The sequence below is a fragment of the Shewanella sp. 8A genome, assembly GCF_023475945.1.
GTDB classification, from domain to species: domain Bacteria; phylum Pseudomonadota; class Gammaproteobacteria; order Enterobacterales; family Shewanellaceae; genus Shewanella; species Shewanella xiamenensis.
In genome coordinates this window covers 164,982-180,376 of record NZ_JAMDJP010000010.1, presented here as the reverse complement: position 1 = coordinate 180,376, position 15,395 = coordinate 164,982, and the positions used below count along the sequence as shown (strand labels likewise).

13 protein-coding genes and 1 pseudogene are annotated in these 15,395 nt (G+C 45.6%); 5 read left to right on the top strand and 9 right to left on the bottom strand.

Annotated features, from left to right (window positions below; translation table 11 throughout):
- Positions 1-179 precede the first annotated feature (179 nt).
- Entirely contained in the window at positions 180-851 is a 672-nt protein-coding gene (locus tag M0413_RS10215) for a glutathione S-transferase (RefSeq protein WP_249554029.1), read from the top strand.
- Positions 852-1,401: 550 nt separating this feature from the next.
- Here M0413_RS10215 and M0413_RS10210 read toward each other — a convergent pair.
- Both M0413_RS10210 and M0413_RS10205 read right to left on the bottom strand, forming a co-directional pair.
- Positions 1,402-3,159 (bottom strand): SulP family inorganic anion transporter, encoded by a 1,758-nt coding sequence (locus tag M0413_RS10210; RefSeq protein WP_037418330.1) that lies wholly within the window; start codon positions 3,157-3,159, stop codon positions 1,402-1,404.
- A 224-nt stretch (positions 3,160-3,383) separates the two neighbouring features.
- Positions 3,384-4,010 (bottom strand): LysE family translocator, encoded by a 627-nt coding sequence (locus tag M0413_RS10205; RefSeq protein ID WP_249554027.1) that lies wholly within the window; start codon positions 4,008-4,010, stop codon positions 3,384-3,386.
- 91 nt (positions 4,011-4,101) lie between these two features.
- Between M0413_RS10205 and M0413_RS10200 the strand changes: the two genes are divergently transcribed.
- Positions 4,102-5,460, top strand: coding sequence for an aminotransferase-like domain-containing protein (locus M0413_RS10200; RefSeq protein WP_249554025.1), 1,359 nt, complete (start codon positions 4,102-4,104; stop codon positions 5,458-5,460).
- 128 nt (positions 5,461-5,588) lie between these two features.
- Here the strand turns inward: M0413_RS10200 and M0413_RS10195 are convergent.
- Positions 5,589-7,463, bottom strand: a pseudogene (locus M0413_RS10195) (choice-of-anchor I family protein).
- A 481-nt stretch (positions 7,464-7,944) separates the two neighbouring features.
- Here M0413_RS10195 and M0413_RS10190 point away from each other — a divergent pair.
- From M0413_RS10190 to ilvN, 3 genes are all read left to right on the top strand, one after another.
- Entirely contained in the window at positions 7,945-9,168 is a 1,224-nt protein-coding gene (locus M0413_RS10190) for a multidrug effflux MFS transporter (RefSeq protein ID WP_461676420.1), read from the top strand.
- 465 nt (positions 9,169-9,633) lie between these two features.
- Positions 9,634-11,352: an acetolactate synthase 3 large subunit gene (locus M0413_RS10185; protein WP_109277758.1), complete on the top strand. Its 1,719-nt coding sequence runs from the start codon at positions 9,634-9,636 to the stop codon at positions 11,350-11,352.
- A complete protein-coding gene (gene ilvN, locus M0413_RS10180) occupies positions 11,352-11,846 on the top strand; it encodes an acetolactate synthase small subunit (RefSeq protein ID WP_011072288.1) in 495 nt (164 codons plus the stop codon). Before M0413_RS10185 ends, ilvN begins: the two co-directional genes overlap by 1 nt.
- A gap of 108 nt (positions 11,847-11,954) precedes the next feature.
- Here ilvN and M0413_RS10175 read toward each other — a convergent pair whose 3' ends face one another.
- The 6 genes from M0413_RS10175 to fdx form a co-directional block, all read right to left on the bottom strand.
- Positions 11,955-12,398: an Hsp20 family protein gene (locus M0413_RS10175; protein ID WP_037430809.1), complete on the bottom strand. Its 444-nt coding sequence runs from the start codon at positions 12,396-12,398 to the stop codon at positions 11,955-11,957.
- A gap of 298 nt (positions 12,399-12,696) precedes the next feature.
- On the bottom strand, positions 12,697-13,128 hold the full coding sequence (ndk, locus tag M0413_RS10170) for a nucleoside-diphosphate kinase (RefSeq protein ID WP_011072285.1): 432 nt from the start codon (positions 13,126-13,128) through the stop codon (positions 12,697-12,699).
- A gap of 232 nt (positions 13,129-13,360) precedes the next feature.
- Positions 13,361-13,528, bottom strand: a complete 168-nt coding sequence (locus M0413_RS10165; protein ID WP_037418345.1) for a hypothetical protein — start codon at positions 13,526-13,528, stop codon at positions 13,361-13,363.
- 207 nt (positions 13,529-13,735) lie between these two features.
- Positions 13,736-13,933, bottom strand: coding sequence for a Fe-S cluster assembly protein IscX (gene iscX / locus M0413_RS10160; RefSeq protein ID WP_037418347.1), 198 nt, complete (start codon positions 13,931-13,933; stop codon positions 13,736-13,738).
- A gap of 68 nt (positions 13,934-14,001) precedes the next feature.
- Entirely contained in the window at positions 14,002-14,901 is a 900-nt protein-coding gene (gene rimK, locus M0413_RS10155) for a 30S ribosomal protein S6--L-glutamate ligase (protein ID WP_037418350.1), read from the bottom strand.
- Positions 14,902-15,055: 154 nt separating this feature from the next.
- A complete protein-coding gene (gene fdx / locus M0413_RS10150; RefSeq protein WP_037418353.1) occupies positions 15,056-15,391 on the bottom strand; it encodes an ISC system 2Fe-2S type ferredoxin in 336 nt (111 codons plus the stop codon).
- Positions 15,392-15,395: the final 4 nt, after the last annotated feature.

Below are 15,395 nucleotides of genomic sequence, written 5' to 3'. Positions count from 1 at the left end.
CGGGCGAGTGCTTCTGAGAGTTGCATAAAAAATCCGATGACATGAGGTCATCGGATTTTGATCTTTTCAGCGAGATCGTCAAGCGATCTGTCTTAACTGATCGGCATTACTACTATTGCCAACTTTTAACCCACAATCGTGACTAAATCGTTTTTATCATTGCATTAAGGAATAAGACTATGCCCTTACCCATACTCTACAGTTTTCGCCGCTGTCCTTATGCTATGCGCGCTAGACTTGGGCTATTGCTCGGCCAATGCCAAGTGGAAGTGAGAGAAATCACCCTTAAAGCGAAACCCGCAGAGATGTTAGCCATCTCCCCCAAGGGCACAGTGCCCGTATTGCAGCTCCCTACTGGAGAGGTGATTGCTGAGAGCTTGGATATTATGCTCTGGGGACTGCATAAGGCTAACTCGCCAGCCGCACAGCAGTTACTCGGACAAACCACCTCAGCGCAAAGCCTGATTAATGAGCTTATTGTGCAGAATGATGTTGAATTTAAACCTTGGCTGGATAAGTACAAATATGCAAATCGGTATCCTGAATACTCGCAGGCGGATTATTTCGCCAAGGCCAGCACTTTTCTGGTACGGCTCGAAGCACAGCTTCAGCAACATCCTTATCTTATCAGCCCTGCGTTAAGCCTTGCTGATTTTGCCATTGTGCCTTTTATCCGCCAATTTACTACGGTGGATGCCAAACGGGATTTGAACGGTGATTTCCCACGGCTTATGGCATGGTTAACTGAGCTAACAAGCACTGACATATTTCAACATGCCATGACTAAATATGTGATCTGGCAGACTGGTAATACCCCAAATTACTTGTTAGGAACGTCTATAAGTAAATAAGAATTAACGTTTATTTTTATATACCCCATAGCAATCGGTAAAATGTTCACGTAAAGTAGCTCTCACTTAGGTAAAGTGAGTAAATCCTTTTTAACATTTTATGCTAAATCATCACGATGAATTACAGGGATAAAGTACTTGGATAATACGGATATTATAATCATAGCGATGCTCATCGGTTTAGCCCTACTGCATTGCTTATTCGCAGCTCGAGTATTTAAGAGCCAAGTTAATCTCAGCACTAACAAAAAATGTTTATGGTGCCTGCTAAGCTTATTTTTAGGCCCCATAGGCTACTATGCCTATCATGGTTTAATCCCTTTAGATAAACTGCAAAATGACTAGAACGGGTTGATGTTTAAGCTTTAGATGTTACGCAAGCTCGCGAAACGAGGAATGACGCGTAGTTATGATACTCAAATGACGAGCGGCTCTTTACGCCACAACCATCATACTTTTGAGGCATCAAATATAAAGTACATAACTCTATGCACTTGAACAATAAACCAAAAAGCGCGGACATTACCGCGCTTTTCGTTAAAATAGTATCCTATAAATGACTATGAAGTAGCACATCATCCTCAGGCGCTTTTTTGATAACAGGTGCTTGGCCTTCAGCTAGTGCTTGCTTGTAACTTTGGTTCATTTTCAGCGCAAGATATAAATCTGGCCGAATTAAAATGCCGCCTTCGCCTGACGGGATCCCCGCCTGTTCAAACCAGCCAAGCATCTGCCTTTTACGCCCCGCCAAGACTAAACGTATACCACGCTTCTTCAATAATTGATGGAGATCTGCAAGCATGGCCATCACACTTAAATCCAAGTGGGTAAAACACGGCACGGCATCAATAATGATGCAATCGACGGGTTCAGGCTCACGGATAAACTTCTCCAGTAACCGACGTTTAAAGTAAGTGGCATTGAAGTAGGTTAAGGGTGAATTAAAGCGGTAGATAAACACCCCTGGCACAGACTTAGCCTTGCCCGAATCATCTACACTGCGGATAACCCCTTTATGATCAAGCCCTAACACTTGATCCGTTGGCCGCATCACAGTCGCTAAAAACTGGAATAAACCCAGTAACACCGCCAAGGTAATCCCAGGGATAACGCCAATAAACAGTACTGAAAACAATGTGGTACAAGCAAGCAAGAAGGCTGAGCGGTCTCTGACGCGCAGATTCCATAGCGCCTTTAAATCAATCAACGAAATTGAGGCAATCACTAAGACCACGCCAAGAGCTGAACTGGGGATATATTTCAATGGTGCAGTAAAAAACAACGCGACGATCGCAATCAATAACGCCGCGATGATTGAAACAAGCTGACTTTTACCGCCGTTAGCATCATTGACAGCTGTACGCGAATCAGCACCGCTGACCGCAAAACCTTGTGATAAAGCTGAAGCAATATTGGCAATACCGAGGGCGCGAAACTCCTTGTCCGCATCGATATCATAGCCATTTTTAGCCGCAAAACTGCGTGCAGTAAGCATCATACTCACAAAGCTCACCATGGCTAAGTTAAGCGCAGGCACAACTAGTTCACGGGCAATACCAATATTAAAAACCGGCGCTTGAAACGAAGGCAAGCCTGCACTCACCTCGCCCACCACATTGATATCGAAGCTGGTTAAGTTAAAGGCCCACACCAAAAATGCAGCCATTGCCATTGCACACATTGAAGCAGGCCATTGTGGACGATAACGTTTTATTAAGGCATAGGTGGCTAAGGTCACCAGTCCCATCAATAAGGTGGGCCAGTGTGTTTTGGTGAGATAGGAAGGCGCACCGGATAAGCGCTCAATCAAATAACGCTCATCGAAGGTGAAACCAAAAATCTTTGAGAATTGACCGACGATAATAGTGATCGCCACACCATTAAGTAACCCCATTAAAATCGGTTTTGAGAGAAAGTCCGCCAAGACGCCAAGGCGAAAACGGCTGGCGATTAAACACCAAAAACCGGTCATAGCCGTCATGGTCATCACGAGTTGCCAGTGCTTCATGCTGTCGCCAGCAGCAAGTGGCGTCACAACGGCGGCAATCACGGCGCAAGTCGCGGCATCGGGACCAACGATTAATTGTCTGGAAGTACCAAACAATGCATACACTAACATTGGCAGCACACAGGAGTATAAACCTACAGCGGCATTGACCCCTGTAAGTTGTGCATAGGCAATGGCTACAGGTAAAGCGACCGCCGCCACGGATAATCCGGCTCGAACATCATCCCTGAGCCATTGCTTCTCGTACTGCAGCATCTGCGCCAAACCAGGCATAAATGATACTAAACTGGGAAACTTCACGCGCTAACCTCCATATACTCCCAAGTCAATTGCTAACTTGTTATGGTTAGATAACTCACCTTATATCGGTGCAATACCCATGGAACCAACTTCTTCAGTTTGTTTAGGTATATAAAACCGTTATCTAAAAAAGTCATCAATACTATGTTGGTTATGGCATAAAGCCAATCATTAAGCGAGTCAGTATCCCAGAATATTTAAGCTTTTAGCCTAATTAGCTCTGCTTACCGTAGGATCATCGGCAATGAAACTAACAATAAACTGCCCATAAACCAGTTAAAATGACGTCGACGTTTATCCGTATTCAGCTTTTTACTGATTGCTGCACCAACAAACACCCAAGTGAAGGACGCGGGAAATCCCACCAGATTAAACACTAACACGCCTAGTAATGCACTGAGCCAAAAACCATCGCCCTCTAAGGTAAACGCACTACAAAGGGTAATGGTCGACATCCAAGATTTAGGATTAATCCACTGAAACAGCGCCGCCTCCATCACACTCATCGGCTGACGCCCGTCATCCAAATGCGCCGCCTTAACAGGAGAGGTGACTAATCGATAGGCAAGGTGCAACAAATACAGTAACGCTGCGTACTTTAACACTTGATGCAACACGGGAAACACCTCGAATAAAGCGCCAAGACCCAGTAACACCGACAGATGCAAAGAGGTCGAACCTAAGCGGATCCCTGCAATATGTGGAATGGTGCGCATCACCCCAAAATGGGCACCTGAACTGGCGAGTAGAATATTATTCGGACCCGGAGTCATGGTCATGGTTGCACAAAAGAGTGCAGCAGAGGCCATTAATGTCCAGAGTTGTGGATCATTAAAAAGTTGAATATCCATAAATACCCAAATTGTACGCATACAATGCTTGACAACAAAAGATACAATAAATAATATAGGTAGATTAGCGGAGATCAATGAATTTATTGTCATGGGTACAATTTGGACGCCGGATCTAGAGGCATTTACAGGTCCTAAATATCAACGTCTGGTCAGTGCAATCGAGCAAGGCATTTTGCTAAAAGCCCTACCCCATGGCACAAAACTCCCACCACAGCGGCGTTTAGCCGATGCACTTGGAGTGACCATAGGCACTGTCACTCGGGCCTATGCTCTAGCGGAGCAACGTGGTTATGTGGAAGCGCGTATCGGTGATGGTACCTATGTCAACGCCTCTCCCGTGCCAGAGCTCAGTCATTTGCAGCTCAATATGGCGACTTGTCAGCAACCGCTGACGGATCAAATAAGTACGCTGAGTGATTGCCTAAGCCAACTGGCTAAGGATCCAGCGAAACTGAGTCAACTCCTTGGCTATCGCGCCAGCCCCTTAGATCAACATCAACAGATATTTCACCACTGGCTTTTACAACGCGGTATTGAACAGCAACCCGAGCAACTGATCTTTACACATGGTGGGCAACAGGCCATTTTTGCCTGCCTTAATACCTTCCTCACCAAGGGCGAGGTGCTCCTGCACGAGCAGTACAGCTATCCCGGTGTGCGTATTTGCGCGAAACAATTGGGTATCAATAGCATTGGCGTGCCGTTAACCGCTGACGGGGTAGATCTGGCAAGATTCGAGGCCTTAGTACAAATCCATCAACCTAAATTGGTGTACTTAACCCTTAACAATCAAAACCCCACCTGCATTCAATACAGTGAGCAACAGAGAGAAAAACTGTTGGCACTCGCGGAGCAGTACCAGTTTTATATCATTGAAGATGATGTGAATTATTGTCTCCCTGAAGAGTGGCACCCTCCGCTTTGGCAGTTAGCACAGACGCTGAATGTGCCGAGGGTCATTTACATTTCAAGCCTTTCTAAGCTGTTTTCTGGGGGCTTAAGGCAAGGTTTTATCCTCGTACCCGAGCCGCTTATCGCGCCATTGCGCCTTGCAATTCATAGCCAATGTTGGATGGTTTCACCGCTCAATGTGGAGTTAGCCTGTCAGCTGATTAAGCGCGGGCACATCACGGCCAATCGCGATGCAATTATTCGCGCGCGTCAGCAGCAATGCATAGCATTGGGCGACAAGCTAGGGTTAACTCAGCGCTGGCGGGGTTTAAATGGCTGGATCCAGTTACCCGAAGACATTAAAGCCCATCATCTGGTGACCGCCTTAGCGGCAAAAGGTGTACTGATCCGCAATGGGGATGACTTTAACTGCCATGACAACTTTATCCGTTTAAGTTTAGGTGGCGCCGAAAAGGATACCCAATTCCAGCTTGCGCTCGAATGCATCGAATCCACCTTTAACGCACTCAAGCAAAACGCCTATTCAGTCGTTTAACCTTGCATTTTTATCGCGAGAAAGAAGCAAAAAGAAACGCCAGAGTGATGCTCTGGCGTTTTAAGCTTACTTACAAGCATTTAAGATGTTGAGATCTAAAGTTATCGCACCTTGAACACAAGCTATGGCTATTGCACCTTGATTTGGTACACGCTGGTTGTGCCACTGACTTCATTACCAATGATCAACAGAGGCTGACCATTAGGACTCTTCTCGGCACTCACAAACTTCATGCCTTCTGGCCCTAAATCTCCCGCTAAACTGGCATCACCTTTCACTTCACCCGTATCTGTATTAATGCTGAAACTCGCGTCAAAATCACGGTTTACTACATAATCCACAAAATGCACGTCAAAAGGATTTGTCACGTCGTACATCATAAAACCAGAGGTACGTTCAAGCCCGATAAAGGCATACAGTTTTTGGCCAATTTTGCCTAGAACTAAGGCTTCTGGCTCGGGTCCTTTATCATCACTGCGGCTATCGCCTTTGTTTTCTTCATTGTTATTGTTGAAGTTATTGCCTAACAAGGCTGCGGTGATCCGCTCAAAATCGCTGCCACTGTCAAACACCTGTTGACCATCGGCGGTCCAGATTGAGAAAGAACGCGCGCCGAAGCTCACAATTTTGTCATAATCGCCGTCGTTATCGTCATCACCCATACTCTTAGTCACTTTCAAACGGGCTAATTGGGTCTTATCTTTTGCGGCAGCAAATTGTGGATGATTAGGATCTAAAGTGAAGTCACCGGCACGGGCTTCCTCCGAAAACCCAGCATAATCACGGGAATCCCCTTCGTTTGCGGTAACAATAAAATCAGCATTATTCCAACGGTAACTCGCAACGGTATCGGGTTGATACATGCCATACACGCCCGCATAGGCCTGAAGGTTGACCATATCGTCCTTGTCGCTAGCATCAATTTTATTCACATCAAAACCATAATCCTTCAGTCCTAAGGGTAAAATCTTCGCTACTTTGGCATTGGCTATATCAATCACCGCGATGGCATTGTTCTCCTGCAGACTCACAAAGGCTCGGCTGTTATCGGGGCTGACACTGATATACTCAGGCTCCAAATCTTGCGCGACTGTGGCCTTAGGGCCATTGATTTTAATGTCCTTGGTGATTTCATTATAGCGAGCATTGCCCTGATTAAACTCGGTGAATGTCACTAGCGTCGCCGTTGCTGCGGGTTTACCATCCGCAATGGCGATAATGGCTACACTACCCTCAGGATCGATACTATAGTCTTGATTTGGTTCACCTTAATTCGCAACGAGTACCGTTTTGCCATCATGACTAAAGACTACGTTATCTGGTAATGCACCGACTTCAACCGCGCTGAGATACTGCGGTGTCTCATTGCCATTGAGTTGGTAGAAAGCCACATAGCCATTGGCTTGAGTCTTATTGCCCGCTGCATCGCCGCGCTCAATGGCCGCCGCTAACAAGTTACCATAAATACTGACACTGTTAACGCTGCCCATAAAACTCAAGCCCACATCTTTGGCGACATCCAGCTCGCCGAGCTTATCAAGATTATTCAAGGCTAATGGCACAGTTGCCTCAGCAGCATTGCCAAGTAAGTTGGCATCGATAATGTCGACTTTACCGCTTCTCGCATTGACCACAAAAATACGCTGAGAAGCACTATGGTATTCAACAATCTCAGCAGCGCTCAGGCCATAAACGCCCGTTTGATGACGGCCAATAAGCTCCGCCTTGACTCCAACTGCTTGGGGTTGGCAAATAAATTGCGTTTGCGCCGCATCGATTTCAGTCTCTTCCAACGTACCATTACGATTCGCATCAAGCCCGGTATCGATACGTTGACCACTGGCGGGACAGTTTGCATCACCAATAGAGAGTGGAGTTACTTTAACTAATGAATTTAAGCCGTTATCCCCCTGCTCACCATTGGTACCGTCATCACCATTACAGGCACTAAGGAGTAAACTTGCCAGTATCGCACCAGCCAGCGGCAGTCGTTTTGTGTTCATTGCTTAATTCCTGAATGTGTTGTTATTAGTCGTAGGGTTAAGCTAAAACCCAATAAACTAATCCGCATTCAAGACGGTTAGATGACATATAGATGACGGTGACATGACAATCCCAGTCGAATGAATGACGCTCAGGCGTACATTGGTACATCAATGCAATAAAAAGGCAGTAAATCGATTTTGGTTACAATTTAAGTGTAAAGATATCGTCATCGAGATTGGCTTATTCGGCTGAGCGTTTTACTATGTTATGGCTTAATATCCTTATACTCGATGACAAGACCAATCACTCAGTTCAACTGTTGGTTGGGTCTACGCTGGTCACTCATTTCTCCCCTATACTCCTCCAATGCTCATGGCACGATATGCTATGTCAATCGAGGCGAAATGAGTCGCCAATAGGCAAAATTGTTACCCTACAATTTTGATTTTCGAGTGACATAACACTTTATATCGCCTTCTTTCGCCACTCGAGGTAACTGTGGACCTACAATCGTCAACTAATTCAACCACACAGCGTAATATTCCCCATTTGGCCTTGCTTATCCCAATGCTTGCCGCCATTGTCGCGATCACGCCGCTCGCGATTGACATGTATTTGCCCGCTATGGCAACACTTGCCCATAGCTTTCATACCGATATCACCTTAGTGCAACAATCCTTGAGTGTTTACTTAGGCGGCTATGCCCTCGGCATGCTGTGCTTTGGGCCGCTTGCTGACCGTATTGGCCGTCGTCCCATGGTGATTATGGGGCTATCAGGTTTTATGTTAGCTAGCCTGTTGTTAGGCTTAGCCGAGCAGATTGAAGTGTTTTTGGGCCTGCGCTTTTTACAAGCTTTTATCGGCGCAGCGGCCACTGTAGTTGTCCCTGGCTATATCAAAGAAGTCTATGGTGAAAACACGGCTAAAGGTATGTCTTATGTCAGTTTGATCATGATGTTAGCGCCATTATTAGCCCCCAGTATTGGTAGTCTTATCCTCGAACTTGGCGAATGGCATTTGATCTTCTTTATCCAATCGGCCTATGCCATGTTGTTGCTGTTGTTGGTCATTACACTGCTGAGAATGCCCAGCGATAAAGATCAAAGTAGCCGCAGCCAAAAATCTTTTTTAGGCGCCTATGCCACTGTGTTTTCACGCCCAGGCGTCAAAATGAATATTGCCAGCGGTGTGCTCACCTCTTTTGCCTTTTTCTGTTATTTAACGGCATCGCCCTTTGTCTATATGGAGGTTTTTTCATTAGATAAATCCTTATTTGCCCTACTCTTTAGTACCAATGTGGGCGCTCTGATGCTGGCAAATATCATCAATACCCGAATTGTTGGTCGCTATGGCTCGTTAAGGATGTTGCACGTGTCGACTTTCTTAGGAGCGCTCGCAGCTGCAGGTTTACTGGGAGTGAATTTATTGGGTCTCAGTTACCACTTTACGGTATTAATGCTTATTCCACTGATGGGTTCTCTTGGCATTATGTCAGTTAATGCTGATGCCATTGTGTTAATGAAATTTAAGCAGGAAACCGGCACTGCAACGGCGGTAATTGGCACCTTAAGATTTGGCTTTGGTGCCCTTGCAGGACCATTACTCGCGCTGTTTTACAATGGCACCGCAGTGCCCTTCTCGGCATTAATGTTGACGGCGGTATTATTGGTGGGATTCTGTCAATTTAACCGACCGACTCATCAAGCCAAACCAAAGCAATAATCTGCGCCTTTATGCCGCGTAAGCGAAGCAATCATAGTTTTCATCGCTTTTATTGTTGATTTGTAACAAATTAAGCGGTCCCTAAACAAACGGCACTTAGGTTATATAGTACCTTGGTGCCGTTTTTCATTGTAAATTACCTAACCCATTCTAATTAAAGTGATTAAATAAAATTATCCCACACAAAAACTCCCGTTTCATGAGCATTTATCGCGCCTAAATATGAAATTGTCTCAAGTTGGTTATTTTTTACAGAAAACCCTTGAAATGTGTTCTTTTTTGAATATGATGAAATTCTGTTCATTGCAACAGCTGCTGCATCCAAAGGGATGAGCACTTGAAATCGATGATTTCAAGTTCAGCAAACGGAGTCTGAATTACCCTTCAGGCTTATTTTTAGAGCGATTACCGTCGCTGTAACAAGATACTGTTTACCGTAACGGTACTATGCAATAGGAGTTTCACATGGAGAAGTTATCCGGCGCCAGCATGATTGTGCGTTCCCTTATTGATGAAGGGGTAAAGCACATATTTGGTTATCCTGGCGGCTCAGTGTTAGATATCTACGACGCCCTGCACCTTATCCCCGGTATTGAACATATTCTGGTTCGCCACGAACAGGCCGCCGTGCATATGGCCGATGGTTATGCCCGAGCTACGGGAAAAGTAGGCGTAGTACTCGTGACCTCAGGCCCAGGTGCCACCAATGCCATTACTGGCATCGCCACCGCCTATATGGATTCGATTCCATTAGTGGTGTTATCTGGCCAAGTGCCGAGCAATCTAATCGGTAACGATGCGTTCCAAGAATGCGACATGATTGGGATTTCACGCCCTGTCGTCAAACACAGCTTTTTAGTCCAAGATCCCACTCAAATTCCTGAGATCATTAAAAAAGCCTTTTATATTGCCTCCACGGGTCGTCCTGGCCCCGTCGTGGTAGACTTGCCCAAGGATTGCCTCAATCCGGCATTACTGCACGACTATATTTACCCCGAGAGCATAAAAATGCGCTCCTATAATCCAACGACATCGGGCCATAAAGGTCAAATTCGTCGAGGATTACAGGCATTATTAGCAGCGAAAAAACCCGTGCTCTATGTGGGTGGCGGTGCGATTATTTCTAGCAGTGAAAAGCAGATCTTAACCCTAGCAGAAAAGTTAAATATCCCCGTTGTCAGCACCTTAATGGGCCTGGGCGCCTTCCCTGGCACCCATAAAAACAGCTTAGGTATGTTGGGGATGCACGGTCGCTATGAAGCTAACATGACCATGCATAACTGCGATCTTATCTTCGGGATTGGCGTGCGTTTCGATGACAGAACCACCAACAACATCGAAAAATACTGCCCTAACGCCACCATCTTACATATTGATATCGACCCCTCATCGATTTCAAAAACCGTACGAGTGGATATCCCGATCGTTGGCTCGGCCGATATTGTATTAGACAGCATGTTAGCCCTGCTTGAAGAATCGAAGGAGAGCAACGATAGCGAGGCGCTCAATCAATGGTGGCAAGAAATCACTGTGTGGCGCGAGCGTAACTGCTTGGCATACGATAAGGAAAGTCATCGGATCAAACCACAGCAAGTGATTGAAACTCTCTACAAACTCACTAATGGTGAGGCCTATGTCGCCTCGGATGTGGGCCAGCATCAAATGTTTGCCGCACTCTATTATCCCTTTGATAAACCCCGCCATTGGATTAACTCCGGTGGCCTTGGCACTATGGGCTTTGGTCTACCCGCTGCCATGGGAGTCAAAATGGCAATGCCGGACGAAACCGTTGTGTGCGTCACGGGCGATGGTTCGATTCAGATGAATATTCAAGAGCTTTCAACCGCTCTGCAATACGATACGCCGGTTAAAATTATCAACTTAAACAACCGCTTCCTCGGCATGGTGAAACAATGGCAGGATATGATCTACTCGGGTCGCCATTCCCATTCCTATATGGATTCGGTCCCCAACTTTGCCAAAATTGCCGAAGCCTATGGCCATGTTGGTATGACGATTAGCGATCCTGCTGAGCTTGAGTCTAAGATGGCCGAAGCCCTTGCCATGAAAGACAGACTGGTATTTATCGACATTATGGTGGATGAGACTGAGCACGTGTATCCGATGCTTATCCGCGGCGGCGCGATGAATGAAATGTGGTTAAGCAAAACGGAGAAATGCTAATGCGTCGAATTATATCTGTATTACTTGAGAACCAGTCCGGCGCCCTATCCCGTGTTGTCGGCCTGTTTTCCCAGCGCGGTTATAACATTGAAAGCTTAACCGTGGCGCCGACCGATGATAATACCTTGTCACGTCTTAATATCTCACTTGTCGCCGATGAGAAAGTGCTTGAGCAAATCGAGAAACAACTGCACAAGTTGGTCGATGTGCTTAAGGTGTCGAATGTTACTGAGTCAGCTTATATTGAGCGGGAACTGGCACTGGTTAAAGTCCGTGCCCAAGGGGAGCTTAGGGAAGAAATTAAGCGCACCGCCGATATCTTTCGTGGGCAGATTGTCGATGTCACCGCCAATCTTTACACCATCCAATTGGTGGGCACGACCGAAAAACTCGATGCCTTTATTCACTCCATGGGTGAAGTGACCAAAGTCGTTGAAGTATCGCGCTCGGGCGTTGTTGGCTTAGCTCGCGGCGAAAAAGCGATGAAAGCCTAAAGAGCTTATATAAAGATAACGCTTAGAAAACATCTCCAATTCGAGCCAGACAAGAGATAACAAGAAGGGGAGCATTTAGCTCCCCTTCTTTATCCGCGCGATGCTGGATTAGGATTGACTATCTAATAAGCGCGAGGTGGTGATTTCAATCTTGCGTGGTTTTAACGCTTCTGGGATCTCACGCACTAAATCAATGTTCAATAAACCATTCTCTAAACTGGCACCCAATACGGTCACATAATCCGCCAGTTGGAAGGTGCGCTCAAACCCGCGCTCGGCAATACCTTGGTATAGATATTTACGCTCGGTTTGGCTCTCAGCCTTATTGCCTTTAACCAGTAATTTCTCACCTTCGCTACTGATCTCAAGCTCTTCCATCGAGAATCCTGCCACGGCCATCGTAATGCGATAACGATTTTCGCCGAGGAGTTCAATATTATATGGAGGATAACCTGAGTTGCCATTATTGGCGGCAGCATGTTCTGCCATCTGGGCTAAACGATCAAAACCAATAGCACTACGGTAAAGAGGAGTTAAATCATAAGTACGCATATTCATATCCTTATCTTAAGCAATATGGGAAATTGGCGAACGGTTTTCAGGTTGAAAACACACATTTGTTTCGCCTAAATTAACTTCTGTCCTAACGGCACAGAATCGATTGGGATCCTCATCGAGCGATCCTGCAATAGATATAAGGATGGGAAATCATATTTCAAGGAAGAAATTTAAAAAAATTTAAAAACCAAATAAAAATAGTGCATTACAAACACGCCAACGCGATTCCGTTAGCCAATTCCAGCCAATAAAAAAGGAGCACTAAGGCTCCCTTCTTCGGTCCGCACTCAAATTAACGAGTACGTGGACACAGTTCTTCAGCACTGAAGAAGTAAGCAATTTCACGTTCTGCAGATGCTAAAGAATCTGAACCGTGAGCTGCGTTTTCGTCGATGCTTTGAGCGAAATCAGCACGGATAGTACCAGGAGCCGCTTGAGCTGGGTTAGTTGCACCTAAAATTTCGCGGTGAGCTAAAACAGCGTTTTCGCCTTCTAATACTTGAACCATGATTGGGCCAGAAGTCATGAAAGCAACCAGAGCACCGAAGAAGCCACGCTCGCTATGCTCAGCATAGAAACCTTCAGCTTGTTCTTTAGTCAGGTGTAACATTTTAGCTGCAACGATCTTCAGACCAGCAGTTTCAAAACGGTTGTAGATTGCACCGATGTGGTTTTTAGCAACAGCATCAGGCTTAATGATAGAAAATGTGCGTTCGATCGCCATAACAAGCTTCCTTTGTCAGCAAGTTTGAAAAAATTCGCGCGGATTATACGAAATTTAAAAAGTAAATCCTATCTTTAAAGCACATAAGTCTGAGATATTGCGCACATTGGCTGGATTTGTAACCAGATTGATCACACAAAAAAACGCCAGTTGTCATTAAAGGGCAACTGGCAATTTATTATCGAGATATCTCTAAGGAGATGAATACAAGAGTAAGCGTTATTAAATTAGCTTACTTTCTATTTTTTGCCCAAATTCCAGCCCAAGCAATTAAAGCAACCAAAATAACCGCTGGCGCTAAATCGAGCAAATGATGGAATAAACCGACACCGCCATGACCAGGATGAGCCCATGCCAACGCGGGTAACAGTGTGAATAACATAGCAAACAAAAGTTTCATGTGAACATCCTTGCGTTGCGAGAATAATATTAAGCGGTTAACTGCTTAACCGATAAGTAACAAGGTACGTTATTCAATAAAAAGGAATTTGATACTGATCAAACTCCGACTAAAATCCCATTTCACAGCCAAATAAGCGTGATGGATGTCACGCAAATTGATTATTTCGTGGACAAGTTGCCGCAACAACAAGGTGAGTAACTGATGTTATTTTTCCTCGATCCAGCATTGTTGAATAGCTTCTAATACCTTTTCATTGCAATGTTTAGGATCGTCATCAAAATCCTCTAGCGCTAACACCCACTCATACAACTCGGTAAAATGCAGTTTGCGGGGATCAACATCTGAATGTTTTTCCAGTAATTCCAAGGCGATATCTAATGAATCAATCCACTTTAATGACATCCTCTTTCCCCTATGCAAACGGACACTTCAACGCATTTCACCTGAGTTTAGCTTAATCACCACTCACTTTACGCTTGAGTTGTTTTTTTTGTCTTAATTGCGTTTTTCTCAACAAACTCGATTATCGCCCCAGCGACATCCTTAGCTGTAGCACCTTCGATCCCTTCAAGGCCTGGTGAAGAATTCACTTCCATCACTAATGGGCCATGATTGGAACGCAATAAATCCACACCCGCAACGTTCAGGCCCATGGTCTTAGCGGCACGAATAGCCACTGAGCGTTCTTCTGGCGTGAGTTTAACTAAACTCGCCGTACCGCCACGGTGGAGGTTTGAGCGAAACTCCCCTGGCATGGCTTGGCGCTTCATCGCAGCGACGACTTTATCACCAAGGACAAAACAACGAATATCCGCACCGTTAGCTTCTTTGATATATTCTTGTACCATGATATTAGCCTTTAATCCCATAAAAGCTTCAATCACGCTTTCGGCCGCTTTACGGGTTTCAGCCAAAACAACGCCAATACCTTGAGTGCCCTCAAGCAATTTAATCACTAGCGGCGCGCCACCAACCATATCGATTAAATCAGGAATATCGCTTGGCTTATTGGCAAAGCCAGTGATCGGCAAACCAATACCACGACGTGACATCAACTGCATTGAGCGCAGCTTGTCGCGGGAGCGCGAAATGCCAACAGAATCATTGAGTGCGTAGACGCCCATCATCTCAAACTGGCGCAATACCGCAGAGCCATAAAAGGTAATTGATGCGCCTATGCGTGGGATCACCGCATCAAAGGGCGGTAATTCTTCACCACCAATATGAATGCTCGATTGGCGCATATTGATGTTCATATAGCATTCGAGCGGATTGATCACTTTGACTTCGTGACCACGTAATGTCGCAGCCTCAACGAGTCGCTTTGTGGAATATAGCTCAGGCCCTTGCGATAGGATCGCGATTCTCATTCTGGTCTCCGACAACCATTTCATTTTGAGCGCATAATACGCTTGCTTAAGGATAAATCAATCATGGCTATTATTGCTTGCGCAAATGCTAGTCTACAAAAGCCAAAAACCAGTCACTAGGACTGGTTTTTGGCGATTTCAGCACAAAAGTGACTTAGCCTTCGCTCACCATATTGACAGTGTATTTAGGCATTTCAATCACCAGATCGCAATCAACCACTTTAGCCTGACAGGATAAGCGGCTCTCAGGCTCGAGTCCCCAAGCTTTATCAAGCATATCGTCTTCAAGTTCATCACTTGGCTCTAGCTCATCAAATCCTTCACGCACAATGCAATGGCACGTAGTGCAAGCACAGGATTTTTCACAGGCATGTTCGATATTGATGCCATTGCGCAGCGCCACATCGAGAATCGTTTCACCTACTTCAGCTTCCAATACTGCGCCATCGGGACACAACTCAGCATGGGGAAGAAAGACTAACTGGGGCATCACA

What these genes read in the sequence shown, in the direction of transcription:
- iscX (WP_037418347.1), bottom strand. Translation starts at nt 13,933, where the DNA reads ATGTCATTAAAGTGGATTGATTCATTAGATATCGCCTTGGAATTACTG.
- rimK (WP_037418350.1), bottom strand. Translation starts at nt 14,901, where the DNA reads ATGAGAATCGCGATCCTATCGCAAGGGCCTGAGCTATATTCCACAAAG.
- M0413_RS10200 (WP_249554025.1), top strand. Translation starts at nt 4,102, where the DNA reads ATGGGTACAATTTGGACGCCGGATCTAGAGGCATTTACAGGTCCTAAA.
- M0413_RS10165 (WP_037418345.1), bottom strand. Translation starts at nt 13,528, where the DNA reads ATGAAACTTTTGTTTGCTATGTTATTCACACTGTTACCCGCGTTGGCA.
- M0413_RS10175 (WP_037430809.1), bottom strand. Translation starts at nt 12,398, where the DNA reads ATGCGTACTTATGATTTAACTCCTCTTTACCGTAGTGCTATTGGTTTT.
- M0413_RS10215 (WP_249554029.1), top strand. Translation starts at nt 180, where the DNA reads ATGCCCTTACCCATACTCTACAGTTTTCGCCGCTGTCCTTATGCTATG.
- ndk (WP_011072285.1), bottom strand. Translation starts at nt 13,128, where the DNA reads ATGGCGATCGAACGCACATTTTCTATCATTAAGCCTGATGCTGTTGCT.
- fdx (WP_037418353.1), bottom strand. Translation starts at nt 15,391, where the DNA reads ATGCCCCAGTTAGTCTTTCTTCCCCATGCTGAGTTGTGTCCCGATGGC.
- M0413_RS10205 (WP_249554027.1), bottom strand. Translation starts at nt 4,010, where the DNA reads ATGGATATTCAACTTTTTAATGATCCACAACTCTGGACATTAATGGCC.
- M0413_RS10185 (WP_109277758.1), top strand. Translation starts at nt 9,634, where the DNA reads ATGGAGAAGTTATCCGGCGCCAGCATGATTGTGCGTTCCCTTATTGAT.
- ilvN (WP_011072288.1), top strand. Translation starts at nt 11,352, where the DNA reads ATGCGTCGAATTATATCTGTATTACTTGAGAACCAGTCCGGCGCCCTA.